Origin of the sequence: Streptomyces sp. NPDC006335 (assembly GCF_040612795.1) — a bacterium.
In the GTDB taxonomy this organism is placed as follows: Bacteria; Actinomycetota; Actinomycetes; order Streptomycetales; family Streptomycetaceae; genus Streptomyces.
The window spans coordinates 354,071-378,968 of the sequence record NZ_JBEXQX010000008.1 but is presented as its reverse complement, the minus strand read 5'-3'; the positions used below and the strand labels follow the sequence as shown (position 1 = coordinate 378,968).

Sequence of the window (24,898 nt, the reverse complement as noted above, 5' to 3'; positions counted from 1 at the left end):
ATGAACGCGTCGGACGCCAGGATCGACAGGTACTGGGAGCGGCTGCACGTCTGGGGGCCGTACGGACTGCTCGGCACCGGTCTCGTCCTCGCGGTCGTCTCCGCGGGCATCATGGACGGCCCCGTCGACTGGTACCTCGTCGGAGCGCTGGTCGGCGCCGCGATCCTGCTCCAGTCGTGGTGGCACGGCACCCGGCACCGCCGCCCCCGCCGGGGCCGTGTCCCCACCCGGACCGGGACCGTGTACTACGCCGTCCGCTGGGCCATCGCCTTCGTCCTCACCTGGCTCAACCCGTTCTTCGCGTTCTACGCCGCCAGCGGCTACATGGACGCCGACGAGCTGATCCCGGGCCGGTGGCGGCGGCTCGGACTGTTCGCCAGCGCGGTCACCGTGGCGGGCGCGCAGGCCGGCGGGCTGATGCCGGCGAGCACGGCCCAGTGGCTCGGGTTCGCCGCGCTCCTGGCCGCGAACTTCGGCCTCCAGTCGGTGGTCGCCCACATCACCGAGCAGGAGGAGCAGCGCTCCCGCGAGCGCGCCTCGACCATCGAGGCCCTCCAGCAGGCGCTCGACGAGAACGCCGCCCTGCACGCCCAACTCCTCGTCCAGGCAAGGGAAGCGGGCGTCGCCGACGAGCGCCGACGGCTCGCCGCCGAGATCCACGACACCCTCGCCCAGGGCCTGACCGGCATCATCGCCCAGCTCCAGGTCGTCGCGAACACGCCCGACGAGAACCAGGCCCGCGAGCATGTCCACCGGGCCATGGACCTCGCCCGCCACAGCCTGGGCGAGGCGCGCCGCTCGGTGCACAACCTGGCCCCCGTCGCGCTGGCCGACGCGGGGCTCCCCGAGGCCCTGAAGCAGACCGTCACCGACTGGGGCGAACGCACCGGTGTGCGCGCCGAGTTCACCGCCACCGGCACCGCGCAGCAGCTCCACGAGGAGATCGCGGCCACCCTCCTGCGCATCGCCCAGGAAGCCCTCTCCAACGCCTCCCGGCACGCCCGGGCCGGCCGCCTCGGTGTCACCCTGACCTTCCTGGGCGACGAGGTCATCCTCGACATCCGCGACGACGGCGTCGGCTTCGACCCCCTCGCCCTCCCGGCCCGCACCCGCACCGGCGGTTTCGGCCTCGACGGCATGCGGGCCCGCGCCGAACGCGTCGCGGGCTCCCTCACCGTCGAGTCCGAACCGGGCCACGGCACCGCCCTGTCGGCTCGCGTACCGTTGGTCCGCCATGAGCGGTGACATCTCGGTGCTGATCGTCGACGACCATCCCGTCGTACGGGACGGTCTGCGCGGCATGTTCGAGTCCGCGCCCGGATTCGCCGTCCTCGGCGAGGCGTCCGACGGCGTCGAGGCCGTCGAGCGGGCCGCCGCGCTCGACCCCGACGTGATCCTGATGGACCTGCGGATGCCGGGCGGGGGAGGGGTGGACGCCATCCGCGCGCTGACCCGCGCCGGTGCACGGGCGAAGGTCCTCGTGCTGACGACGTACGACACGGACTCCGACACCCTGCCGGCCATCGAGGCGGGAGCCACCGGCTACCTCCTCAAGGACGCCCCCCGCGACGAGTTGTTCACGGCCGTGCGGGCCGCCGCGGAGGGCCGTACGGTCCTGTCCCCGGCCGTCGCCTCCCGCCTGGTCTCCGCGGTCCGCACTCCCGGTGCGCACGGCAACGAACCCCTCTCCGCCCGCGAGCGCGAGGTGCTGGCCCTGGTCGCCAAGGGCACGTCCAACCGGGAGATCGCCCGCGAGCTGTTCATCAGCGAGGCGACCGTGAAGACCCATCTCACCCATCTCTACGGCAAGTTGGGCGTCAAGGACCGCGCGGCCGCGGTCGCCACGGCGTACCAGCGGGGGATCCTCGGTTAGGACCTTCGGGGAGGCCTGACCGCCTCAGCCGACCTTCAGCAGCAGCACGGCCCGTGCCGGTACGGTGATCGACCCCCCTGCCCGGTGCACCACCCCGGGCGCCTCCCCCTGTTCCTCCCTCGACGTGTCGACGACCACCTCGTACCGCTCCGCCCACGGCGGCCCCGGCAGCACGAAGGCCGCCGGGCGGTCCCCGGCGTGCAGGACGGCGAGGAAGCTGTCGTCGACGATCGGCGCCCCGCGTTCGTCGCGGCCGGGGATGTCCCGTCCCGAGAGGTACATGCCGAGCGTGCCGGCCGGCGCGTACCAGTCCCGTTCCGTCATCTCCGTGCCGCGGGAGGTGAACCAGGCCAGGTCGCGCAGCCCGTCCGCCGAGTGCGCCCGCCCCGAGAAGAACGCCCGCCGCCTGAGCACCGGATGCCGGTGACGCAGGTCGATCAGCCGGGAGGTCAGGTCGAACAGGGCCTTCCAGCCGGGGTCCTCAAGCAGCCCCCAGTCCACCCAGCTGATCTCGTTGTCCTGGCAGTAGGCGTTGTTGTTGCCGCGCTGGGTGCGGCCCAGCTCGTCCCCCGCGACCAGCATGGGCACGCCCGTCGACAGCAGCAGCGTGGTGAGCAGGTTCCTGAGCTGCCGCCGCCTGAGCGCCCGTACCCGCTCGTCGTCCGTCTCCCCCTCCGCCCCGCAGTTCCAGGCCCGGTTGTCGTCCGTGCCGTCCCGGTTGCCCTCGCCGTTCGCCTCGTTGTGCTTCCTCTCGTACGACACCAGGTCCCGCAGGGTGAAACCGTCGTGCGCGGTGATGAAGTTGACCGAGGCGTACGGCCGCCGCCCGCCCCACGCGTACAGGTCGCTGGAGCCGGACAGGCGGTAACCGAGGTCCCGTACGTCCGGCAGCGCGCCCCGCCAGAAGTCCCGAACGGCGTTGCGGTAGCGGTCGTTCCACTCGGTCCACAGGGGCGGGAAGGCGCCCACCTGGTAGCCCCCGGAGCCCACGTCCCACGGCTCGGCGATCAGCTTCACGCGCCGGAGCACCGGGTCCTGGGCGATGACCGCGAGGAACGGCGACAGCATGTCGACGTCGTGCATGGAACGCGCCAGCGCGGCGGCCAGGTCGAAGCGGAAGCCGTCCACGCCCATCTCCGTCACCCAGTAGCGCAGCGAGTCGGTGATGAGCCGCAGGACGTGCGGCTGGACCACGTGCAGGGTGTTCCCGCAGCCGGTGTAGTCCGCGTACCTGCGCGCGTCCGACTGGAGGCGGTAGTAACCCCGGTTGTCGATGCCCTTCAGCGACAGCGTGGGGCCCAACTCACCCGCTTCGGCCGTGTGGTTGTAGACCACGTCGAGGATCACCTCGATCCCCGCGGCGTGCAGCGCGCGCACCATGCGCTTGAACTCGCCGACCTGCTGGCCCGTCGTACCGGAGGCGGCGTAGGCCGCGTGCGGCGCGAAGTAGCCGATGGAGTTGTAGCCCCAGTAGTTCTTCAGGCCGCGGCGCAGCAGGTGGTCCTCGTGCGCGAACTGGTGGACCGGCAGCAACTCCACGGCCGTGACGCCGAGTCGCACGAGGTGCTCGATCGCGGCCGGGTGCGCCAACCCGGCGTAGGTGCCCCGCAGTTCCTCCGGAATGTCCGGGTGCAGGGCCGTGAACCCCCGCACATGCACCTCGTAGATCACCGAGTCCGCCCACGGGGTCTTCGGCCTGCGGTCCTCCGCCCAGTCGTCGTCATCGTGGACGACCACGCCCTTCGGGACGTACGGCGCCGAGTCGCGGTCGTCCCGCACGGTGTCCGCCACCTGCTGCTGGGGCCAGTCGCGGACATGGCCGTACACCTCGGGCGGCAGGCTGAAGTCGCCGTCCACGGCGCGGGCGTACGGGTCGAGGAGCAGCTTCGCCGGGTTCCAGCGGCCGCCGGTCCACGGGTCCCAGCGGCCGTGCACCCGGAAGCCGTAGCGCTGGCCGGGCATGACGCCGGGGACGAAGCCGTGCCAGATCTCGTGCGTGAGCTCGGTGAGCCGGGCCCGGGTCTCCTTGCCGTCCGCGTCGAACAGACACAGCTCGATGGCCTCGGCACCGCCCGCCCACAGCGCGAAGTTGGTCCCCGCGACCCCGTCCGGGCCGACCCGGAACCGGGCGCCCAGCGGCGTCGGCGCACCGGGCCACACCGGCACCGGGGGTACCGCCCGCGCCGCCCCGTTCACCAGCGCGGCGGGGCGCTCCTCGGCGGCTTCCGTCACCGCCTCCTGCTCGGCTGCGCTGGACACCGGTCGGCCTCCCACGGCTCGTGGAACGAGGTGGAAAAGAGCGCACGGCGTCCCTGCCGCGGCACCCCTGCACGTCGTTCTCCCCACTGTTCTGCCCACCGCTCGCCTCGCACTCACGGGTTCGTTCCGGCGGGTTGGGCGGGGCACCCGAAGAAGAAATGGCGGTATGTCCCCCTTGTTGTAGATCCACAGGTCACGTTTCCCCCTGGCGGGGCGCGTCGTTGAGCTCCTCGTGAGGCATGGACATGGGCGCGCTCGGCGCGTGGGGGCCGCTTTGGCCGCCGTAGTGACATGGGCAGGACTGCTGGCCGGGGCCGTCGGCTGCACGGCGGACGGGGGTGGCGGGATCGGGGGCGTCGGCGGGTTCGGGAAGCCTCCCGCTCCCGAGGACGTCATCCGGGTCGCTCCCGACGACGGCACCAAGGGCGTGCCGCCCGAGGAGAAGCTGCGGGTCCGGGTGCCCAGCGGGCGCCTGGAGTCGGTCACCGTCGTCAAGTCCCAGGACGCGCAGGAGTTCGCGGTGCCCGGGCACATCTCCGACGACGGACTGCGCTGGGAGCCCGACGAGGCACGGCTCGCGCTGGCCGCCGAGTACACCGTCGACGCGGTCGCGCTCGACGCCCACGGCCGCCGCTCGGCCCGGCACACCACCTTCACCACCTACGTCCCCGAGGAGCGCTTCATCGGGTACGTCAGCCCGGAGAACCGCTCCACCGTCGGCACCGGGATGATCGTGTCCCTGGAGTTCAACCGGGAGATCGAGGACCGCGCCGCCGTCGAACGCGCCGTGCGCGTCACCGCGAAGCCGCCCGTCGAGATCCGCCCGCACTGGTTCGGCAAGGGCCGCCTCGACTTCCGCCCCGAGCACTACTGGACGCCGGGCACCCGCGTGACGGTCGCCCTGCGGCTGCGTGACGTCGAAGGCGCGCCCGGCGTCTACGGCCTCCAGTACAAGACCTTCTCCTTCACCGTCGGCCGCAGCCAGGTCTCCCTCGTCGACGCGGCACAGCACACCATGCAGGTCAGACGGGACGGCGCACTGCTCGCCACCGTGCCGGTCACCGCCGGCGCCCCGAAGACCACCACGTACAACGGCAAGATGGTCATCACCGAGATGCTCGAAGTGACCCGCATGAACAGCCGCACGGTCGGCTTCGGCGGTGAGTACGACATCCCTGACGTCCCGCACGCCCTGCGGCTGACCGACTCCGGCACCTTTCTGCACGGCAACTACTGGGCGCCCACCGCCCCCGGCAGGGTCAATGTCAGCCACGGCTGCGTGGGCCTCAGGGACGTGAAGGGCGGCAGTTCGGACACGCCCGCGGGCTGGTTCTTCGACCGCAGCCTTGTCGGGGACGTCGTCGAGGTCGTCCACAGCGATGACAAAAAGGTCGCTCCCGACAATGGCCTCGGGGGCTGGAACATGGGATGGAAGGAGTGGAAAGCGGGCAGTGCGGTGAAGTAACCCGACAGGGGGGTGGGTCGGCCCAACTTTCCGTCGAAGTTGGGACGGAATGGTGACCTTGGACTGACACGTTGCTCAAAAGTCTGCGGTTAATATTCGCCGACGTGTTCGTGGAACGCGTCGGGGAGCGGGCCTGACCAGGCCCTTCGAGGGGAGAACAGACTTGAACGTGCGACCGATATCGGGGGCGTCGGTTGACGCGCGGGGGCGCGGGACCAAGGGGCTGCTGGCGCTGATACTCGGCGTCCTGCTGCTGGCCGTCACCGCCTGCGGCGGGGGAGATTCCGGATCCGGCGACGCCAAGGCGGAGAAGGGCGACTCGTCCGCCTCCGACACCAAGCAGTCCGAGGCGGTCGTCTCGATCACCCCGAAGGACGGGGCCAAGTCCGTCGACACCAGCGGCGCCCTCAAGGTCGCCGCCAGCAAGGGCAAGTTGACCGAGGTCCAGGTCAAGGACGCCAAGGGCACCGCGATAGCCGGCAAGATAGCCGCCGACGGTGCCTCCTGGACGCCGTCCACCCACCTCGCCTCCGGCACCAAGTACTCGGTGCACGCGATCGCCAAGGACTCCGAGGGCCGCACGGCGGCCGAGGACTCCAGCTTCACCACCCTGACCCCGAAGAACACCTTCATCGGCACCTTCACGCCCGAGGACGGCTCGACGGTCGGCGTCGGAATGCCGTTCTCCATCCGCTTCACCCGGGGCATCACCAGCCCCGAGGACGTCGAGAAGGCCATCACCGTCAAGACCACGCCGGCGGTCGACGTCCAGGGCCACTGGTTCGGCAACGACCGCCTGGACTTCCGTCCCGAGCAGTACTGGAAGGAAGGCACCAAGGTCACCGTCGACCTCAACCTGAACGGGGTCGAGGGCCGCGACGGCGTCTACGGCAAGCAGAACAAGACCGTCTCCTTCACCATCGGCCGCAACCAGGTCTCCGTCGTGGACGCCAAGAAGCACACGATGAAGATCACCCAGGACGGCAAGACCATCAAGACCCTCAAGGTCACCACCGGCAAGCCCGGCTACGAGACCTGGAACGGCCAGATGGTCATCAGCGAGATGCTCCCGGTGACCCGGATGAACGGCGAAACGGTCGGCTACGGCGGCGAGTACGACATCAAGGACGTCCCGCACGCCTCCCGCCTCACCGACTCCGGCACGTTCATCCACGGCAACTACTGGGGCGGCGACGCCTTCGGCAACTACAACGCCAGCCACGGCTGCGTGGGCCTGCGGGACGTCAAGGGCGGTTACGACAGCGGGGTACCGGCCGCCTGGTTCTTCAACCACTCGATGATCGGCGACGTGGTCGTGGTCAAGAACTCCGACGACGCGACGGTCGCGCCGGAGAACGGCCTCAACGGCTGGAACATGTCGTGGGAGAAGTGGAAGGCGTGACGCTTCGCTGATCGACGGCCCCTGGTGCGAGGTACGGCACCAGGGGCCGTCGTCGTCCGTCGCCGCCTGGGCCGGATGTGAGCGAGCGCACCGGTCCCGCACCGTTAGTGCCCGTTAACCTGCCTGCATGACCGTGAATCTCGAAGTCGCCGAAGGTGTCGGCACCATCCGTCTCGACCGCCCGCCCATGAACGCGCTGGACGTGGCCACCCAGGACCGGCTGAAGGAGCTCGCCGAGGAGGCGACCCGGCGCGAGGACGTGCGCGCGGTGGTCGTGTACGGCGGGGAGAAGGTGTTCGCGGCCGGCGCGGACATCAAGGAGATGCAGGCCATGGACCACACCGCGATGGTCCTGCGCGCCCGCGCCCTTCAGGACTCCTTCACGGCGGTGGCCCGCATCCCCAAGCCGGTCGTCGCGGCCGTCACCGGGTACGCCCTGGGCGGCGGTTGCGAACTCGCACTGTGCGCGGACTTCCGGATCGCCGCGGAGAACGCCAAGCTGGGGCAGCCGGAGATCCTGCTCGGCCTGATCCCCGGCGCCGGCGGGACCCAGCGGCTGGCCCGGCTGGTCGGCCCGTCCAAGGCGAAGGACCTGATCTTCACGGGCCGTATGGTCAAGGCCGACGAGGCGCTGACGCTGGGCCTCGTGGACCGGGTCGTGCCCGCCGACGAGGTGTACGCCGAGGCGCACGCCTGGGCGGCGAGGCTCGCGCAGGGGCCGGCGCTCGCGCTGCGCGCCGCGAAGGAGTCGATCGACACGGGTCTGGAGACCGACATCGAGACGGGGCTCGCGGTGGAACGGAACTGGTTCGCGGGTCTGTTCGCCACGGAGGACCGTGAGCGGGGGATGAAGAGCTTCGTCGAGGAGGGCCCCGGCAAGGCGAAATTCCTCTGAACCACTTGCAATTGACGCGATGTCTGATCCGGGTCCCTCGATGGGGCGGTTTATGGGAGCCTTAACGCAACCTTAAGCCTGCCTTGTCGAGGGAGTCCGTCGATTGCCTCCCAGTGAGCCTCCGCCGCAGCTCAGAAGGGTTGCCACAGGCGCCGAAGTGCCTGGGGCATATGCCGATCGCCTCCCTCGGAACGACGCATTCCGGGGGGCGTATTCGTCAGGAACGGCCCCGGAGGCCGCTGTGGGCGGCCATGATGGGGGCATGGCGGGGCTGGAGGGTTTCGAACAGCCGCGGGGAGACGGCCGTACGACGGCGGCGCGCTGGTCTCCGGCGGTCGAGGACGAGCACGCACAGAAGGCGCTCGAACTGTTCGGAAATCCCACGGAGGCCGAAGTCCCGCTGCCCTCCCGGCCGGAGTCCGCGGCGGCCGCGCGGCGCCTGACCCAGGTGATCGTCCTCCGCCACTGGGGGCTCACCCCGAAGATGACCGAGGACGCGGTGTTACTCGTGTCCGAACTGGTCGGCAACGCCGTGCGGCACACCGGCGCGCGGGTGTTCGGTCTGCGGATGCGGCGCCGGCGGGGATGGATCCGCATAGAGGTCCGTGACCCGTCGCGCGGACTGCCCTGTCTGATGCCGGTGCAGGAGATGGACGTCAGCGGACGGGGGCTGTTCCTCGTGGACAAGCTGTCGGACCGGTGGGGCGTCGATCTGCTGCCCCGCGGGAAGACGACTTGGTTCGAGATGCGGGTGGCTGACCGGTAAGAGCCGACGAACCCCCTTAAATGGGGCGGGTGACTACGACCGATCGTCGGGCCCTGCTGCTCGCCACCGCCGGTCTCGCGCTGACCGCCGGATGTGGCACCACCGGGGCCGTCGCCCACCCCGCCCGCGCCACCGCAAGCTCCCGTCCCGATCCCCTCCCCGCCCAGCTCGCCCACGGCCCCCGCGACCGTCCCCGCCTCGCCCTCACCTTCCACGGCGGCGGCGATCCCGCCACCGCGCGCACCCTCCTCACCGAAGCCGAACGGCACGGCGCGCGCGTGACCGTGCTCGCCGTCGGGACCTGGCTCGACGAGCACCCCGACATCGCCCGCCGCGTCCTCGACGGCGGACACGAACTCGGCAACCACACCCTGCGCCACCTCGACATCAACGCGATGTCCGAGGCCGAGGCCCGGCAGGAGATCGCCGGCTGCGCGCAGCGGCTGAGGCGGCTGACCGGGTCGATCGGAGGCTGGTTCCGTCCCTCCAGAGCCCCCCGGGCCTCCCCGCTCGTCGAGCGCCTCGCCCGCGAGAGCGGCTACCCGCACGTCCTGTCCTACGACGTCGACTCCCTCGACTTCACCTCGCCCGGTGCCGCGGCCGTCACCCGCACGGTGCTCGGTGAAGCCCGCGCCGGGTCCGTGGTCAGCCTGCACTTCGGCTACGACGACACGGTCGCCGCCCTCCCCGCCGTACTGGAAGAACTCGACCGCCGCGGCCTGGCCGCCGTGACCACCACGGAGCTGTTCAGCTGATGCACCGCACCCTTGCCCAGCGCGCCCTGATCGCGGGCGCCGCGTTCGTCGCCCTCGCCGCCTGCGGTACCGGGCACCACGACCCGTCCGCCTCCGCGCACCGCGGTACCGAGGCGGCCGCCCCCGCCCCCGTGAAGCCGGTGAAACCGGTGCACAAGCCGGTCGACGGGCTGCCCGGGATGCCGCCGGTCCTCGACCCGCGGGACGTCTACGCCGCCGACCGGCCCAACCGGCTGTCCCCGGTGGTCAAGGACTTCCCGTCACGGGTCTACGTGCCCAACACCGAGTCCGACACCGTCTCCGTGATCGACCCGAAGACGTACGGGATCATCGAGACGATCCGGGTCGGACGGCAGCCCCAGCACGTCGTGCCCTCCTGGGACCTGAAGACCCTCTGGGTCAACAACAACCGGGGACACACCCTCACCCCGATCGACCCGAGGACCGGCAAGGCCGGCAAACCCGTCGAGGTGCACGACCCGTACAACCTCTATTTCACGCCGAACGGCAGGTACGCCGTCGTGATGGCCTCCCTCGACCGCGAACTCGTCTTCCGCGACCCGCACACCATGGAGCGCAGGAAGACGGTCCCGGTGAGCTGCTACGGCGTCAACCACGCCGACTTCTCCCTGGACGGCCGGTACTTCATCGTGTCCTGCGAGTTCAGCGGAGAGCTGCTGAAGGTCGACACCGAGAAGATGAAGGTGATCGGACAGCAGAAGCTCCCCTTCCGCGGGGCCATGCCGCAGGACGTCAAGGTCTCGCCCGACGGGAAGCGCTTCTACGTCGCGGACATGATGGCCGACGGGATGTGGGTCCTGGACGGCGACACCTTCGGCAAGCCGACCCTGCTGCCCACCGGCAAGGGCACCCACGGCCTCTACGTCAGCCGCGACTCCCGCGAGATGTACGTCTCCAACCGAGGTGAGGGGACCGTCTCCGTCTTCGACTTCACCCAGAACCGGCTCACCAAGAAGTGGCGGCTCCCTCAGGGCGGCAGCCCCGACATGGGCGGTGTCTCCGCCGACGGCAAGGTCCTGTGGCTGTCCGGCCGCTACAACTCCGAGGTCTACGCCATCGACACCCGCACCGGCGCCCAGCTCGCCCGGATCAAGGTCGGCAGCGGACCGCACGGGCTCGCGGTGTACCCCCAGCCGGGGCGGTACTCACTCGGTCACACCGGCATCTTCCGCTGAGCCGCCGACGATCCGCGGGACCGTGGCGAGCAGCACCGCCTCCGCGCCCACCGGACGGTAACCGGCCGCCTGGAACGCCCGCATGCTGCGGGCGTTCCCCGGGGACACCTGGGCCCACAGCGGCTCCGCGACGAGATGCCTCGCCGCGGTCACCAGCGCCCGCCCCAGACCACGGTGCCGTACATCCTCGTCCACCTCGACCGAGACCTCCAGGCGGCCGCCGACCCCGCGCCCCGTCACCAGCACCCCGCCCTCCGTAGTCCAGGCGCGGATGTCGTCGCGCCGCCTGCGGGCGTACGTGATGCGCGGGTGGTTCGCGTCCTCGATCTCCGCGAGCGCGAGCGGCGGTTCGCCGGGCAGCGGGTCGCCGACCAGCATCACGTCGATGGTCTCGGACCTGCGCCCGGTCCGGTCCAGGAGGGCGGTCAGGAACCGCGGGTTCATGGTCGCGGCCAGCGCGTCGCAGTCCAGGCGGCGCAGGGTGGCGTGGACCCACTCGGGGTCCTCGTCGGTGAAGACGACCGAGTGCGCGGTGAAGGACAGCACGCCCGCGTCCCGGTGGCACGCCTGCGGTACGACCGTCGTGCCGCCGTCCGCGGGCGGGAACACCCCGCGGGCCGCCGCGTCGAGAATGTCCCGCAAGGTCTCCATCACACCGCTCCTTCGGTCCGCGCCCACCGGGAAGGCCCTGGAAGCCCCCGGAAGGCCCACACTCGCAGACATGATCGAGGACGGCACCGGGGTTTTCCCCGGGTGGCCGCCGCACTGCGGGCCTGGGCGGGCCGCTAATCTGACCTGCGGCAGCAAGCCAGCAGGACACGACAAAGGCAAGAAAAGGGGCGGACCGGTGGCGCACATCGACATCGAGGAAGCACGCAAGCAGTTCGAGCGGATCGATGCGGACGGTGACGGCACCATCACCGCCGCCGAGTTCAAGTCCGCCCTCGCCCAGGGCGGCGACTGGAACGTGACCGAGTCGGTCGCCGAGGCGATCATCAAGAGCCGCGACCTGAACGGCGACAAGCTCCTGTCGTTCGACGAGTTCTGGGCCTACCTGAACAAGTAGGACCGACGGTGAAGGGGGCGCCCCGACGGGCGCCCCCTTCGTCATGCCCGGCCCCGGCCCCGGATCCGTACCGTCCAGCGGCCTTCGTCGCGGTTCAGGACCAGCGGGAGGTCGAAGCACTTGCCGACCTGGTCAGCGGTGAGGACGTCCGACGCCGGGCCCTGCGCGAGGACCCGGCCCTCGCGCAGCAGCAGCGCGTGCGTGGTGCCGGGCGGCAGCTCCTCCAGGTGGTGGGTGACCAGGACCGTCGCCAGCGCCGGATGCCCGCGGCGCAGCGCGTCCAGGGCGTCGATGAGCTGCTCACGGCCCGGGAGGTCCAGGCCGGTCGCCGGTTCGTCGAGCAGCAGGAGCCGCGGCTCGGGCATCAGTGCGCGAGCGATGAGCGTACGGCCGCGCTGCCCCTGCGAGAGGGTCGGCCAGCGGGCGTCGGCGAGGTCGGCGAGGCCGAGGGTGTCGATGAGCCGGTCGGCTCTGTCCACTTGCGCCCGTGTCGGCCGGCGACGGGGGAGCGGGGCGACGGAGTTGGTCAGCCCGGTCAGGACGACGTCCCGGACCCGCAGCGGCGCGGTGAGCGGATGGCGCGGGTCCACGTGACCGACGTGGGCGCGCAGCTCCCGCAGATCGACCCGGCCGAGCCGGTGGCCCAGCACCTCGACCGTGCCCCCGGTGGGGTGGATCAGGGCGCCCAGCAGGCCGAGCAGCGTCGACTTGCCCGCGCCGTTGGCGCCCAGGAGGGCCCAGTGCTCTCCCGCCCGGACGGTCAGGGAGACCTCCTGGAGGATCACCCTCCCGTCGCGGACGACCCGCACGTCCTCGGCGCGCAGGACCTCCCTCACCGCATCGCCCGGTTCATCGCGGACAGTACGGCCTGGACGGCGGCGGCCGGGCCCACGCCGGCGCCCCAGGCCGTCGTACCGCCGTTGACGCGGCACTCGGCGTAGGCCGCCGTGCCGTCCTCGGTGAAGTCGACGACCTCGACGGCGTACCCGGCACCGGCGAGCGCGTCCACGAAGGCCGAGAGCGCACCGCTGCCCGTGCCCTCGTGGTCACCGACGCGTTCGTCGCACTCCAGTGTGCCGACGAAACGGTGGACACCCGGCGCCTCCTCGTACGCCGTCCCCTCGTGCAGCCGCACCTCGCCCTCCGTGAGATAGCGGGCCCGGAACAGTTCGTACAGCTCCTTCGGGCTCATCTCCCGGCCGCTGGTGTCGGTGGCCTCCTGGACGGCCCGGGAGAAGTCGGGGCGCATGCGGGGCGGCAGGTCGAGGCCGTGGTGCGTGCGCAGCAGATACGCGGCCCCGCCCTTGCCCGACTGGGAGTTGACGCGGATGACCGCCTCGTAGGTCCGCCCGATGTCGGCCGGGTCGATCGGCAGGTACGGGACCTGCCAGGGTTCGTCCGGGTGCTCGTCCCGGTGGGCGAGGCCCTTGCTGATGGCGTCCTGGTGGGTGCCGGAGAAGGCGGTGTGGACGAGGTCGCCCGCGTACGGGTGGCGGGGGTGCACCGGCAGCCGGTTGCAGTGCTCGACGGTCTCGCGGACGGCGTCGATGTCACCGAAGTCGACCATGGGGTCCACGCCTTGGGCGTACAGGTTCATCGCGAGGGTCACCAGGTCGACGTTGCCGGTGCGCTCGCCGTTGCCGAACAGGCAGCCCTCCACCCGCTGGGCGCCGGCCAGCACGGCGAGTTCGGCGCAGGCGACGCCGGTGCCGCGGTCGTTGTGCGGGTGGACGGAGAGGATCACCGAGTCGCGGCGGGCCAGATGGCGGTGGACGTACTCGATCTGGTCGGCGTAGACGTTCGGGGTGGCGATCTCGACCGTCGCGGGCAGGTTGTGGGTGACCGGCCGGTCCGGGCTCGCGTCCCACAACTCCGTCAGCCGGTCGCACAGTTCCAGGACGAAGTCCGGCTCGGTGAGGTTGAAGGTCTCGGGGGAGAACTGGAAGCGGACGGCCGTGCCCTGGAGGGCCTCGGCCCGCCGTGCCATGTGCTCGGCCGCCTCCCGCACGGTCCGCCACACCTGCCCCCGGTCCCGGCCCAGGACGACGTCCCGCCACACCGGTGAGGTCGCGATGTACAGGTGGACGACGGCACGCGGCAGACCGGCGATCGAGTCGAAGGTCCGGTCGATCAGATCGGTGCGGGCCGGGGTGAAGACGACGGGGGTGACGTCGTCGGGGACGGTGCCGCCCGTCACCAGGTGCCGTACGAAGTCGAAGTCGGTGCGGCTCGCGGAGGGATAGCCGACCTCGATCTCCTTGAAGCCGGTGCGCACCAGCAGGTCGAAGAAGCGGCTCTTGCGGGCGGTGTCCATCGGTTCGGCGAGGGCCTGGTTGCCGTCACGCAGGTCGACGGGGACCCACAGCGGGGCGCGCTCGATGCGGGCGGCGGGCCAGGCGCGGTCGACGGCGGGGACATGGACGCGGTCCTGGAAGGGGCGGTAGCGGTGGAACGGCATGGGGCTCGGCCGCTGGGTGTTCCAGACGGTGGTCACGGTGTTTCCTTCGGCTCGGTCGACGGGGACCGGCAGCACGGCGTCCCGCGGCGGGGTGCCGGTCGCGTCAGGCCCCGCCGCGGCAGCCGAGAAGAAGGAGACCGCGGAAGATCACGGGAGGTAGGCTAGTCACTCCTCAGCTCCTCAGACAAGTGAGAATCGGCTGAGAACCCCTCGTCCCCGCCTTCGTCCCCGCTTTCGTCCCCCGTACGAGTTGGTGAACCGCAGATGCCGCTAGGCCCCGTCCGCCCCAGCCCCCTGGTCGAACAGGCCGCCGAACGGCTGCGCGAGCAGATCACCGCGGGGCACTGGCCCGTCGGCACGAAACTGCCTGGTGAGACCACGCTCGCGAGGGAACTCGGCGTCGGCCGCTCCACGGTCCGCGAGGCCCTGCGGGCACTGGCCGGGGCGGGGCTGGTGCGGGCGCGACAGGGGGCCGGGGTCTTCGTCACCGCGACGCAGGAGGTGCGGGACTGGCCCACACGTCTGCGCCGGGCCGCGGTCACGGACGTCTACGAGGTCCGCATGGCGGTGGAGGTCCACGCGGCCCGCCTCGCCGCGCGCCGCCGTACTCCCGAGGACGTGGCGGCCATCGAACGGGCGCTGGAGGGCCGTCGGGCCGCCGCCACGTCCTCCGACACGGCCTTCGTCGACGCGGACATCACCTTCCACGCGGCGGTGGTGGAGGCCGCGCACAACCCCGTACTCGCCGATCTGTTCAGGGAGTTCACCCCCGTTCTGCGCGAGGGCCTGGTCGAACTGCTGGCCCTGACCGGCCTGCGCGAGGACGACCCCAACACCGCGGACGAGGCGCACGCGGCACTGGTCCGGGCGGTGGCGGACGGGGACGCGGAGGGGGCGGCGGAGATCCTGCGGGAGGAACTGGAGGATCCGTTCCGCGGCTGACCGCCGGGCGCGCCGCCCGCCCCGGCGGTCACACGATGTCGAGCGGGCGGTGCGGTCCCTCAGGCGGCTGTATCCCGACCGTGTCCCCGGGACGCACCACGCCTCCCGCCACGACGACGCCCATGATCCCGGACTTGAACCGGGCGCCCCCGTCGGGACCCCGCCCGACGACCTCCTTCAGCAGGCCCTTGCGGAAGCCGTCGATCTGCGCACACGGGTTCCGCAGCCCGGTCACCTTCACGACGGCCTCGTCGCCCAGGCGCAGCAGGGTTCCCACGGACAGCCCGAGCAGGTCGACCCCACGCGTCGTCACGTTCTCGCCGAGCTGCCCGGCGCCGACCTCGAAACCGGCCTCCCGCAGCTCCTCGAAGAGCTCCTCGTGCATCAGGTGCACCTGCCGGAGGTTCGGCTGCGAGGGGTCCTTCCGCATCCGGAAACGGTGCTTGACGGTCGCCCCGCCGTGGACGTCGCCCTCCACCCCGAACCCGGCGAGCAGCGTGATGCTCTCCCGGTTCGGCTTGGTGAAGGAGTACGTCCCGTTGCTGCTGACCGCAGTGATGTTCCCGCCCATGGGGCAAGCCTACGAGCCGGGCCGGGTCAGGCGTCGTTCGCCCACTCCCGCAGGGCCGCCTTGCTCGCGAAGTCGGCGACGTTCTTGTCCACGGGGTCGTCGGTGTACTGGTGGAAGCGCCACTTCGCCTTGATGCGCGGCTTGCCGGCCGTGACGTAGTCGGCGATCCAGAGGCCGTCACCGGCGTACGACGTGGTGTCGACGTTCAGCCAGTAGTGCCTGTTCGTGTAGAGGACGACCCGGTTGTTCGGGCGGAGCTGTCTCACCTTGCGGATGAAGGAGTCCTTCTCCGCGTTGCTCGCGTGGGTGCCGTCGCCCGTGGTCTCCCAGTCGACCGCGAGGATGTCGCCGCCCTTCTCGGGGGCGTGTTTGACGAAGTACTCGGCCTGGGCGGTGAGGTTGCCGGGCCAGAGGAAGTGGTAGAAGCCGACGACCAGCCCGGCGTCCCGGGCGTGCTTGGTCTGCGCCGAGAGCTTCGGGTTGGTGTAGGAGCGGCCCTCCGTCGCCTTGACGAAGACGAAGGACAGCCCCTCCGTGCTGTAGGCGGCGGACTGGTAGGCGCTGACATCGATGCCGCGGAGCATGTGGGGGCTCCCTGAAGTGAGAGTGGGGGAACGGGAGTTGATGATGCCCCACAAGCCCCGCGGGAGAACCTCGCCCACAGTCCGCCCCGCACCCCACCGACGCCCCGCCCGCTCCGACCTCCCCCTCCGTGCGGACGACCGTACGGAATGCGGGGAACACGCCGGACAGGTCTGTCATGCCCCGAGCGGAGTGAAATGCCGGAGTCGGCCGGGCGGGAGCCCCGGCGAGCTCGGCGCTCTCGGCAGGCAGCCCGGATCGCGTCGAGTCCATCGCGTCGGGCGATGAGAACGCCGAGTTCGTGACGGCTGAGGGTGTCCGCTCCGGCAAGGTGGAACCTTCCGGCCTGGTCGGACAAGTTCCCGCAAAGTGGGGGCGAGGTCTTCGGCACATGTCGGCACGTCGCCCTGTACTCGCTGAACGAAGTGACATCGCCAGGTGTCCTTCCGCCACCACATCGGCCTCCGAGAACCAGCCTCGGGGGCCGACAAGATCACGTGCAGGAGACTTCTCCAGCAGGCTCGAGAATCCGACGGACCGTCACGAATCGAGGCCGGGAAACGAACCAGCTCAGGAGCGATCCGACGACATCACCGCCGTACCTCCACCGAGGGTCCGGGCTGAGTCCCGCGAACCCATTCGCCGTCATCCAGTTCCAGCAGGTCGCCGGTGGACAGCAGCCGAGTCGCGCCCGGCTGGACCACTGCGGGGACGCCGGCCTCGCGCAGGATGATCGACAGGTGACAGAGCAGGGGCGCTTCGTCGAAGACGAATCCGGCAACGTGCCCGAGGAGCAGCGACAGAGCCATTCTCGGTTGTGGCGCAACCACGATGGGCCGTGCGCGGCCGCCGAGCAGACGGGCGCGCAGCTGATCCGCTTCCCCACTGGAATGGCGCTCCAGATAGGCCGGCTCAGGGATGACGTTGCGCTGGTCCAGCAGGGACTCGAGAGGTCCCAGATCGGTCATCACCACCGCCTCCCCAACCGCTGTTCCCGGGGAGAGCGCGCCGGGCCCGCCGTTCTCGTCCACACCCAGCGCCGAATGCTCGATGGACAGATCCCACAGCAGCACGGATCCGTCAGCCAGCCGCATCCACTCGATACGGACCTCACCGAAGCGGTCGGACATCGCGCCGGTGATTCGACGCAGCTCGGCCACTGCTGCCGTATCCAGGGGCTGGGGTGTGCGCGGCTCGGCCACCGGGCGGAATTCGAGAGGGGCACCGCACAGATCCCACCAGTTGCTCGTAGGTCTGCACTCGTTGGTAATGATTTCCCCATCAACGCCCGCGACCAGGACCGAGAACGGACCGGCACCGAACTTCAGGCCGCCGATCCCGCCCGCGACGTATTCCACGAGCAGCGAGCCGTCGGTGCGCAAAGCGGCGTAGCCGCTCGTGGTGCCGACGTGGACGGCAGATGCGTAAACGGTCTCGCCTTGCTCCATGTGCTCACTCAGCAAAGGCTCCAGGTCGGTGGCGAACAGCAGCGTTGCCGGTAGCCGAGGAAGCGCGACCGTCACGCAGCTCGTGGAGGTCTTCTCGCGGATCGTGTCGGCCAGTTCGCGAATCCCCTGTGGCGTCGACCGAGCACCGGTCAGCAGCCACTCGCCAGTGACGGGAATCCGCTCCTGTTGTGCGGCCTGGCGGACGTACTGATGTTTGTCCGCGCGCCGGGCCAAGATGCGGGAGATGAAACCGGAGGCATGCGGAGTGGCTTCGTCGATGCGGTCGGGAGAGATGATGTGCAGCCCTTGGCCCACCGAGGGCGCGGTTCGGGGGGCAAGCGCCGCGGTGACCGGCCTGACCTGCACGATGTGGAGACGTCCGGTTGACTGTTCAACGGCGAACTCCACGTCCACCGGGTGGCCGTAGAGGTCCTCCACGGCCAGCACCTGCTGGTGCAGCGTGGTCAGGTCCCGGGCGCGCATCGGGCCGTCGGGGGGTGCCTGCCGCACCGCACCGCTGTCGTGGTCCAGCACATAGCGGTGACCACGGGTGGTTCCGTCGAGCAGGTGCTGTGCGGTGCCGGTGGTGCACTCCAGGACCATGGCGTCTTCGTGGCCGGGCGCGCGGCTGAAGCAGACTCCGGCCGTTTCGGCGCGGACCTCGGGCTGGATCAGTACTGACAGGTGGTCCACCGGGACCCGACCGCGCTGGGTCAGCAAGAGCGGGGAGAAGCCCGAGAGCCAGACCGTGCGGACCGCGGAGGGACACTCTCGCGGAGCAACGCCGAGCAGAGAGACCATCAACCCCGCGGACGAGCCGTCGGAGCGGTCCTCCAAGGTACTGGAGCTGCGCACTGCGAGCGGCTCGCCGAGTGCTCCGCTCTGCGGCAGGGACAGCAGGTCGCCGAGGTCCACCTGCCACAGCAGTGAGCAGATCCGACTGCTGTTCGTGGCCCCGGCAACGGCCAACGCGTCGATGTCCTGCCGGTGTCCGCCGCGTACTGCCGCAGCCCACAGTTGCGCGGCCGGCAGGACCACTCCCGGTGGGACAGTGAAGCCCGCCTGCAGCAGCCGTGCCAGGTTGGCCGCTTTGTACCCCACGAGATCGGGTCGCTCGGGGTCAACCGCGTCGAGCGTGATCAGTTGGCTCACAGTGGCTCCGCAACGGCCTCGAAGAGGTCTGCGCGGTTGGCACGGCAGAGCCGCTCGTTCATCGTGCCCGACCACCGCATGGGGTGGCCTCCTGGGGCGACTGCGCCCGCCAGGAAGTCCTCGGAGACGGCACCGGACAGCCCTGTGCCGGCAGCGAGGTCCGAACCGAACGTCCGGTCCGTGTGCTCGAGCACCCAGGCCACGGGCCGCTGCAACCCGTACCGCCCGACCAGCTCGGGAACCATGGTGGAAAGCACTGAGCGGTCACGGCGCCACAGTCCGAGGAGATCGGCGTACTTGTAGAGCATGTCCTTGCCCGCCTGCGCGGTCTCGACGAACCAAGCCTCCCGGAAGAGGTGCAGGGCGGTGAAGAGGAACTGCCACGGAGGCGTCAGCACGGGCAGCGGCGCTCCGCTGCCAGGGGACTCGGCCTGCTCGAGGTCCTCGAGGACTGCGTCCATGGGCACTTGCCACTCGCTGTGCGTCCACGTGACCGAGTTCGCCACATCGATCACCAGCGTGCCACCGCGATACGGCTCCAATCGCATGAAGTGCGGCAGGTGATCCGGACTGAGGCGGTACACCGCACGGCGCCGCGCGGGGAGTTCGGTGATCTGGTGTCGCTTCCAGTCGTACAACCCCTGCTGGAAACCCAGTTCCTCCAGGACTCGGGACACCGTCGCCCGGTCCTGGGGATGGATCATCAGGTCCGCGTCCATCATCTTGCGCACGCCGTGGCCGCCGTACACGGTTGACGCCAGGGCGATGCCCTTGGTGACCGCAACCCGGACACCCTCCCTTTGCAGCGCACCCACCGCTTCGGCTGCCGCGTCGCCCAGTCGACCGACTCGCGCGCGGTTGGTCAGGAGCGCTCCCAACAGCTCTCCACGCAACTGCGCCGGCAGAGGCAGGTCGTCCTCGTCCATCACCAGATGCGCGAGCATCGGAATCATCCGGTGCCGCATCGCGTGCTCGACAAGGGTCGGCACATGTATCTCTTCTCGCCGGAGCAGCGTCAGCGCGGCATCCCTGTGCTCCGGTTCGAGTACTCCCCGGCATAGCCGGATGAGTATCTTCCATTCCGGTGTCCCTGTCTCCACAGACCACTCCCCAAGTACATGACGACTATGGCATGGTGTCAGAGTTGTACTTGAGACCATGGGGGTTTCGCCAGGAATGGCTGACAGCGACATACTCTCGGGCTTAGTCGAGTTGATACGACGAAACGCAGCTGAGGCCGATCGGACCGGGACCTTCCCTGTCGAAAACCTCACCGCACTCAAGAACAGCGGGCTGATGGGGCTGCTCGTGCCCAAAGAGCAGGGCGGTCGAGAGGCCAGTCTCGCGGAATTCACCGACATTGCCCAACAATTGGCCGGCGCATGCCTTTCCACGGCAATGATTTGGGCAATGCATTGCCAACAGGTGGATATACTCCGGCGGCACGCCCACAGAGAACTGGCTGCCCGGCTTCTGCCTCGGATCGCCGCAGGAGAGGTGTATCTGGCCTCGGTCACCACCGAGAACGGCAAGGGTGGGCTGCTCACCGCCGCCCAGGACCCGCTCCGCACCGACGGGACACGCTCGCTCAGCTTCGAGCGTGACGCGCCCGTGGTCACGGGCGGGCGCCACGCCGACGGCTTTCTGATCACCCTGCGCGCCCGGCCGGACGCCAACGCGCGCGAGGTCAGTCTCGTCTATGCCGACCGCTCGGAGCTGAAGGCCGAGGAGACGGGCGACTGGGAAGCCCTGGGCATGCGAGCCACGGAGAGCATCGGTCTGCGCCTGTCCGGGCAGGTTCCCCGCACCAACCTGATAGGTGACCCTGGCCAGTTCACCGAGGTCGCGGTCGACAGCATGATCCCGCTGGCCCACCTGGGGTGGTCCGCCTGCTGGTTGGGGGCTGCGCGCGGTGTGTTCGCGCAGCTGGTGTCCTGGTTGCGGGAGCCGACGCGACGTGGCGGCCCCGACCTCCACTCCGACCTCGTCAAGGAGCGACTCGCCCGGGTCCGCTTCGACCTTGAGCTGGTCCATGCCTATCTGCAGCGGGCTACCGAAGAGGTGACCGCCGTACGAGCGAGCGGGCAGAGCGTCACCGCCACTCCAGTACAACTCCACCTCAACACTCTCAAGCTTGCGGCCTCCGAGCTGTGCTTCGCAGCCGTCGACCGCATGGTGCAGCTGGCGGGTCTGAGCGGCGGATACAGCAGCCGTGCTCCGCTTCCCCTGGAACGAGTCTTTCGAGACCTGCGCTCGGCAGCCCTCAACTACGCCAACGACCGGCTGTGGACGGTCAACGGCGGGCTCCTCATGCTCGACCGTGATGTGACGCTGCTGTGAAGCTCGATGTCGCAAGGAGGTGGCCGCGGTGAGAGCCCCGCGAAGCCGTCGAATCGTCGTCCTCGTGCGACAGCGCTGGAGGCTCCTTCACCTGTCGGTCCAAGAGCGACGCACGGGCGGTCTGCTGGTCATGACCCATGTGTGGACCTCCTCGGTCCCCACGCTCACCGCGCTCGCCACCGGCGCGCTGATCGCCGGCCTGGTGCGCACGGCGGACGGCAAGGCAGGAGCAGCTGATCTCGCCTGGCCACTGACCCTGATGGCCGCACTCCTGGTGGCCGACGAGGTGTTCACCGCGCTGGGCCGCGCCGTCGAGCAGTACACGGCAGGCCGGATCGATGCTCGGGTGCGCGGCATGGTGCGCCGGATCGCACTCGCTCCCGACGGCATCGCACACCTGGGCGATCCGGAATTCGCGGACGACGCAGCCCGCGCCTCGGATGTCGGCGAAGGCCGCGTGCGCTCACCGGGAACCGCCGCGGTGGGTCAACTCCGCCTGGTGTTCCGCGTGATCGCGGCACTCGGCGCAGCGGGCGTTGTCGCCTCCTTCTCCCCACTGCTGGCTGCCTGGCTGCTCGTCACCTCATTGATCATGCGGGCACTGATCCGGCGCCAGTGGATCCACCTCGCGGAAGTCCGGGACAGCAGAGAATCCCTCAAACGGCGCGGCGAGTACTGGACGGAGCTGGTGGCAGGTCCGGACGCGGCCAAAGAGATTCGGCTGTTCGGCCTGCACGACTGGGCGGTACGTCGTCGTACGGCGGAGGTGCGGGAGTGGGCCGGCGCGATCTGGTCCACGCGACGCCACATCCTCCGGCAGCAGGGATGGACCGCCGGGCTGGCACTGGCCTCCTCCGGCGCGGCTCTCCTGTATCCGGGACTCGCGGCCGCGCACGGACAGATCTCACTCAGCACACTCGGCATGGTCCTGGTCTCCGCCTGGGGAGTCTTCGGGATCAGCACGATGGGTCATGAGGCGTTCGACATCGAGTACGGCATGGGAGCCGTCCAGGCCCTGGACCGCCTCACTCATGCCCACTCACCGGATCACGACACCCAGGCCATGGAGGCCGTAACGCCGCCGCCCGCCCCCGGTGACCGCTCGCCCGCACAGATCCGGCTCGAATCGGTCGTCTTTCGCTATCCCGGCCGGTCCGACCCGGTTCTCGACGGCCTCGACCTGCACATCGGCTCGGGAGAAGTACTTGCTCTGGTGGGCCGCAACGGCGCCGGCAAGACCACCCTCATCAAAATGATCGGCGGCCTCTACCGGCCCAGTGAGGGGCGCGTGGTGATCGACGGCGTCGACTCCGCTGACATCCCGCTCCGGGAACTGCGGCGCCGAGTGGCCGTCGTCTTCCAGGACTTCAACCAGTACCCCATGTCCGCCGCCGACAACATCGCCCTGGCCGCTCCCGAGCACCGCGACGACCTGGAGGGCATCCGCGACGCCGCGCGCCGCGCCGGAGCCGACGACCTGATCGCCAACCTGCCCGACGGTTACGCCACTCCGCTGGCACGCTACAGAGCACGCGGCACCGAGCTCTCCGGCGGACAGTGGCAGCGCATCGCTCTGGCCCGCGCTCTCTTCGCCGTCGACCACGGACGGGACATCCTCATCATGGACGAGCCGACCGCCCACCTCGATGTCGAGGCCGAGGCAAGCTTCTACCGGCAGGTCGTCGCCGAGGTGCCCGGTGCCACCGTGCTTCTCATCTCCCACCGGCTCTCCACTGTCAGACACGCCGACCGCATTGCCTTCCTCGACGGAGGACAGGTGCGGGAGCAGGGCAGCCACGCGGAACTTCTCGACAGCCAAGGCGCCTACGCCCAACTGTTCAAGCTCCAGGCAGCCAGTTTCTCCGACCCGCGACCGAACCCGGCGCCATCGCTCGAACAGGAGTCATCCGCATGACCGCGACACTTCGCCTGGCGCGAGACATGTTGGCCATGTCCTGGCGTGCCGATCGCGGCATCGTGTACGTCGTCGGCCTCCTGATGGTCCTGCAATCGGTCGCCCTCGCTCTCATCGGTGCGGGCCAACGCTGGTTGGTGGACGCGGCAGCCCGGCACTCCGTCGGCGCCCTGATCGCCGCCGCTGCGGCCGGAGCACTGGCTCACACCGTCTTTGCGGCGGGCAACCGTGCCAAAGCCAACTACGAGAGTGACCTCGCCGACCGAATAGACGTGGAACTCAACCGCGAGATCCTGGGAATCACCGCTTCCCTGCCCACTCTCGAACATCTGGAGCGCCCGGACTATCTGAACCGGCTGGCTCTGTTGCGCCGCCACACCCCAGCCCTCGCCCGTTCCTGCTGGGCCGCTTCCGAAGGCATTTCGTCCCTGGTCGCGGTGGTGTTGTCACTCTGGCTGCTGATGGAGGTACACCCGGCTCTCGGCGCGCTCGCGCTCCTTGCACTGCCTCCCCTTTGGGCCGCCAAACAAGCACAGCGAAAAGTCGCGGTCGCCAACCGGGCCACCGCGGAGGACCAGCGGTACGAGGAACGACTGCACCGTATGTGCGTCGAGCAGGCGACCGGCAAGGAGATCTACATCGCCGGCGCCGGACCGGTGCTGGACGCGGAAGCCGATGCCGCGCGAAGGCGAGTGCTCACCACGGTCTTCCGCGCACGACTCGAAGCGATGGGCTGGCAGCTGGCCGGCTGGCTGTGCTACGCGGCCGGCTATATCGGTGCCATCGTGCTGGTCTCTTCCCTGGTGCACGACGGCGAGGCCTCCTTGGGCGATGTGATGCTGCTGATCACCATCGGCACGCGGCTGCGCATCCAGGTACATGTGACGGTGGAGAGCTTCTCGGAACTCGCTGATGCCGGTCACGCCGCCGAGCACTATCTGTGGCTGCGGGAGTTCGCCGCCCGGCATGGCGCCACGGGCAGTGCGGCCGCACCCGAGCAGCTTCGCGACGGCATCGAACTGCGCAATGTCTCTTTCCACTACCCCCGAACCGAGGGCGAGGGACATCGCGAGGTACTTCACGGTATCGACCTGAAGTTGCGGGCAGGGTCCACCGTGGCGCTTGTCGGCGCCAATGGGGCGGGGAAGACCACCTTGGTGAAGCTGCTGGCAGGGATGTACCGGCCCACCGAGGGTTCCATCGCCGTAGACGGAACGCCGTTGGCCGACCTCGACCCGCAGGCGTGGCGCAAGCAACTCAGTGGCGTCTTCCAGGACTTTGTGCCGTTCCAGCTCACTTCCGGTCAGACAGTGGGTATCGGCTCACTGCCTTCCGTCGACGATCGCGACGAGATCCTCCGGGCCCTTGGTGCCGCCGAGTCCCAGGCGATGGTCGACTCCCTCCCGAACGGACTGGATACCCAACTGGGCCCGGTGTACAACGGCGTGGACCTGTCCCGGGGCCAGTGGCAGCGACTTGCCCTCGCGCGCGGATTGATGCGTCGCTCGCCGCTACTGCTGGTGCTCGACGAACCCACCGCCGCCCTGGACCCCCACGCGGAGCATCAGCTGTACGACATGTTCCTCCGCCAAGCGGCCGTGGATCGCGACGGTCGTATCACCCTGCTCGTCTCCCACCGCTTCTCCACCGTGCGCAACGCCGATCAGATCGTGGTGCTCATGGACGGCCGGATCACGGAACAAGGCACGCACGAAGAACTCATGGCTCTCGGGGGGCGCTATGCGAAGCTGTACACCACCCAGGCCGCCTCATACAGCTGATGTCAGAGGCGCAAGCAGTCACCAGGGGTGAG

General features: G+C 69.9%; 21 protein-coding genes and 1 pseudogene. 13 read left to right on the top strand and 9 right to left on the bottom strand.

Features of this window, described 5'->3' with window-relative positions:
- Positions 1-1,245 (top strand): sensor histidine kinase, encoded by a 1,245-nt coding sequence (locus ABZ098_RS24220; protein ID WP_356594408.1) that lies wholly within the window; start codon positions 1-3, stop codon positions 1,243-1,245.
- Entirely contained in the window at positions 1,235-1,873 is a 639-nt protein-coding gene (locus tag ABZ098_RS24215; RefSeq protein ID WP_356594368.1) for a response regulator transcription factor, read from the top strand. The genes ABZ098_RS24220 and ABZ098_RS24215 overlap by 11 nt, the downstream gene beginning before the upstream one ends.
- A 24-nt stretch (positions 1,874-1,897) precedes the next feature.
- Here the strand turns inward: ABZ098_RS24215 and glgX are convergent, their stop codons facing one another.
- The gene (gene glgX, locus ABZ098_RS24210; protein ID WP_356594366.1) at positions 1,898-4,132 is read right to left on the bottom strand and encodes a glycogen debranching protein GlgX; all 2,235 of its coding nucleotides are present in this window, start codon (positions 4,130-4,132) and stop codon (positions 1,898-1,900) included.
- 232 nt (positions 4,133-4,364) lie between these two features.
- Here glgX and ABZ098_RS24205 point away from each other — a divergent pair, with 232 nt between their 5' ends.
- From ABZ098_RS24205 to ABZ098_RS24180, 6 genes are all read left to right on the top strand, one after another.
- Positions 4,365-5,597, top strand: coding sequence for an Ig-like domain-containing protein (locus ABZ098_RS24205; protein ID WP_356594364.1), 1,233 nt, complete (start codon positions 4,365-4,367; stop codon positions 5,595-5,597).
- A 163-nt stretch (positions 5,598-5,760) separates the two neighbouring features.
- Positions 5,761-6,999 (top strand): Ig-like domain-containing protein, encoded by a 1,239-nt coding sequence (locus ABZ098_RS24200; RefSeq protein ID WP_356594362.1) that lies wholly within the window; start codon positions 5,761-5,763, stop codon positions 6,997-6,999.
- A gap of 127 nt (positions 7,000-7,126) precedes the next feature.
- Entirely contained in the window at positions 7,127-7,894 is a 768-nt protein-coding gene (locus tag ABZ098_RS24195) for an enoyl-CoA hydratase-related protein (protein WP_356594360.1), read from the top strand.
- A gap of 262 nt (positions 7,895-8,156) precedes the next feature.
- Positions 8,157-8,660 carry an ATP-binding protein gene (locus ABZ098_RS24190; RefSeq protein ID WP_356594358.1) on the top strand — a complete coding sequence of 168 codons (504 nt, stop codon included), beginning with the start codon at positions 8,157-8,159 and terminating at the stop codon, positions 8,658-8,660.
- A gap of 20 nt (positions 8,661-8,680) precedes the next feature.
- Positions 8,681-9,415, top strand: coding sequence for a polysaccharide deacetylase family protein (locus ABZ098_RS24185; protein ID WP_356594356.1), 735 nt, complete (start codon positions 8,681-8,683; stop codon positions 9,413-9,415).
- Complete coding sequence (locus ABZ098_RS24180; protein WP_356594354.1) at positions 9,415-10,611, top strand: hypothetical protein; 1,197 nt, start codon at positions 9,415-9,417, stop codon at positions 10,609-10,611. Before ABZ098_RS24185 ends, ABZ098_RS24180 begins: the two co-directional genes overlap by 1 nt.
- Here the strand turns inward: ABZ098_RS24180 and ABZ098_RS24175 are convergent.
- On the bottom strand, positions 10,582-11,262 hold the full coding sequence (locus tag ABZ098_RS24175) for a GNAT family N-acetyltransferase (RefSeq protein WP_356594352.1): 681 nt from the start codon (positions 11,260-11,262) through the stop codon (positions 10,582-10,584). The two genes, ABZ098_RS24180 and ABZ098_RS24175, sit on opposite strands and share 30 nt — an antisense overlap.
- A gap of 196 nt (positions 11,263-11,458) precedes the next feature.
- Here ABZ098_RS24175 and ABZ098_RS24170 point away from each other — a divergent pair, with 196 nt between their 5' ends.
- Positions 11,459-11,677 (top strand): EF-hand domain-containing protein, encoded by a 219-nt coding sequence (locus ABZ098_RS24170; RefSeq protein WP_007384825.1) that lies wholly within the window; start codon positions 11,459-11,461, stop codon positions 11,675-11,677.
- 41 nt (positions 11,678-11,718) lie between these two features.
- Here ABZ098_RS24170 and ABZ098_RS24165 read toward each other — a convergent pair whose 3' ends face one another.
- Positions 11,719-12,513 (bottom strand): ATP-binding cassette domain-containing protein, encoded by a 795-nt coding sequence (locus ABZ098_RS24165; protein WP_356594350.1) that lies wholly within the window; start codon positions 12,511-12,513, stop codon positions 11,719-11,721.
- Complete coding sequence (locus tag ABZ098_RS24160) at positions 12,510-14,135, bottom strand: 2-isopropylmalate synthase (protein WP_356594406.1); 1,626 nt, start codon at positions 14,133-14,135, stop codon at positions 12,510-12,512. The genes ABZ098_RS24165 and ABZ098_RS24160 overlap by 4 nt, the downstream gene beginning before the upstream one ends.
- A gap of 264 nt (positions 14,136-14,399) precedes the next feature.
- Between ABZ098_RS24160 and ABZ098_RS24155 the strand changes: the two genes are divergently transcribed.
- Complete coding sequence (locus tag ABZ098_RS24155) at positions 14,400-15,077, top strand: FCD domain-containing protein (protein WP_356594348.1); 678 nt, start codon at positions 14,400-14,402, stop codon at positions 15,075-15,077.
- 28 nt (positions 15,078-15,105) lie between these two features.
- Here the strand turns inward: ABZ098_RS24155 and ABZ098_RS24150 are convergent, their stop codons facing one another.
- From ABZ098_RS24150 to ABZ098_RS24130, 5 genes and pseudogenes are all read right to left on the bottom strand, one after another.
- A complete protein-coding gene (locus ABZ098_RS24150) occupies positions 15,106-15,648 on the bottom strand; it encodes an MOSC domain-containing protein (RefSeq protein ID WP_356594346.1) in 543 nt (180 codons plus the stop codon).
- A gap of 26 nt (positions 15,649-15,674) precedes the next feature.
- A complete protein-coding gene (locus ABZ098_RS24145) occupies positions 15,675-16,232 on the bottom strand; it encodes a glycoside hydrolase family 25 protein (RefSeq protein ID WP_356594344.1) in 558 nt (185 codons plus the stop codon).
- 260 nt (positions 16,233-16,492) lie between these two features.
- Positions 16,493-16,585, bottom strand: a pseudogene (locus ABZ098_RS24140) (dTDP-4-dehydrorhamnose reductase); the annotation flags it as partial.
- Positions 16,586-16,820: 235 nt separating this feature from the next.
- Positions 16,821-18,830 carry a PEP/pyruvate-binding domain-containing protein gene (locus tag ABZ098_RS24135; RefSeq protein WP_356594342.1) on the bottom strand — a complete coding sequence of 670 codons (2,010 nt, stop codon included), beginning with the start codon at positions 18,828-18,830 and terminating at the stop codon, positions 16,821-16,823.
- Positions 18,827-19,819 carry a nucleotidyltransferase family protein gene (locus tag ABZ098_RS24130; RefSeq protein WP_356594340.1) on the bottom strand — a complete coding sequence of 331 codons (993 nt, stop codon included), beginning with the start codon at positions 19,817-19,819 and terminating at the stop codon, positions 18,827-18,829. Before ABZ098_RS24130 ends, ABZ098_RS24135 begins: the two co-directional genes overlap by 4 nt.
- A gap of 187 nt (positions 19,820-20,006) precedes the next feature.
- On the opposite strand from ABZ098_RS24130, the gene ABZ098_RS24125 reads away from it, so the two are divergent.
- Genes ABZ098_RS24125 through ABZ098_RS24115 form a run of 3 tightly spaced genes read left to right on the top strand, consistent with a single transcriptional unit; the run spans position 20,007 to position 24,866 of the window.
- Positions 20,007-21,170, top strand: a complete 1,164-nt coding sequence (locus ABZ098_RS24125; protein ID WP_356594338.1) for an acyl-CoA dehydrogenase family protein — start codon at positions 20,007-20,009, stop codon at positions 21,168-21,170.
- Positions 21,171-21,198: 28 nt separating this feature from the next.
- The gene (locus ABZ098_RS24120) at positions 21,199-23,085 is read left to right on the top strand and encodes an ABC transporter ATP-binding protein (protein WP_356594336.1); all 1,887 of its coding nucleotides are present in this window, start codon (positions 21,199-21,201) and stop codon (positions 23,083-23,085) included.
- A complete protein-coding gene (locus ABZ098_RS24115; protein ID WP_356594334.1) occupies positions 23,082-24,866 on the top strand; it encodes an ABC transporter ATP-binding protein in 1,785 nt (594 codons plus the stop codon). The genes ABZ098_RS24120 and ABZ098_RS24115 overlap by 4 nt, the downstream gene beginning before the upstream one ends.
- Positions 24,867-24,898 lie beyond the last annotated feature (32 nt).

Bases quoted from the DNA above. Each gene is read 5' to 3' on its own strand.
- ABZ098_RS24180 (WP_356594354.1), top strand. From the start codon at position 9,415: ATGCACCGCACCCTTGCCCAGCGCGCCCTGATCGCGGGCGCCGCGTTC.
- ABZ098_RS24125 (WP_356594338.1), top strand. From the start codon at position 20,007: ATGGCTGACAGCGACATACTCTCGGGCTTAGTCGAGTTGATACGACGA.
- ABZ098_RS24215 (WP_356594368.1), top strand. From the start codon at position 1,235: ATGAGCGGTGACATCTCGGTGCTGATCGTCGACGACCATCCCGTCGTA.
- ABZ098_RS24190 (WP_356594358.1), top strand. From the start codon at position 8,157: ATGGCGGGGCTGGAGGGTTTCGAACAGCCGCGGGGAGACGGCCGTACG.
- ABZ098_RS24185 (WP_356594356.1), top strand. From the start codon at position 8,681: ATGGGGCGGGTGACTACGACCGATCGTCGGGCCCTGCTGCTCGCCACC.
- ABZ098_RS24195 (WP_356594360.1), top strand. From the start codon at position 7,127: ATGACCGTGAATCTCGAAGTCGCCGAAGGTGTCGGCACCATCCGTCTC.
- ABZ098_RS24160 (WP_356594406.1), bottom strand. From the start codon at position 14,135: ATGCCGTTCCACCGCTACCGCCCCTTCCAGGACCGCGTCCATGTCCCC.
- ABZ098_RS24220 (WP_356594408.1), top strand. From the start codon at position 1: ATGAACGCGTCGGACGCCAGGATCGACAGGTACTGGGAGCGGCTGCAC.
- ABZ098_RS24150 (WP_356594346.1), bottom strand. From the start codon at position 15,648: ATGGGCGGGAACATCACTGCGGTCAGCAGCAACGGGACGTACTCCTTC.
- ABZ098_RS24145 (WP_356594344.1), bottom strand. From the start codon at position 16,232: ATGCTCCGCGGCATCGATGTCAGCGCCTACCAGTCCGCCGCCTACAGC.
- ABZ098_RS24155 (WP_356594348.1), top strand. From the start codon at position 14,400: ATGCCGCTAGGCCCCGTCCGCCCCAGCCCCCTGGTCGAACAGGCCGCC.
- ABZ098_RS24175 (WP_356594352.1), bottom strand. From the start codon at position 11,262: ATGGAGACCTTGCGGGACATTCTCGACGCGGCGGCCCGCGGGGTGTTC.
- ABZ098_RS24115 (WP_356594334.1), top strand. From the start codon at position 23,082: ATGACCGCGACACTTCGCCTGGCGCGAGACATGTTGGCCATGTCCTGG.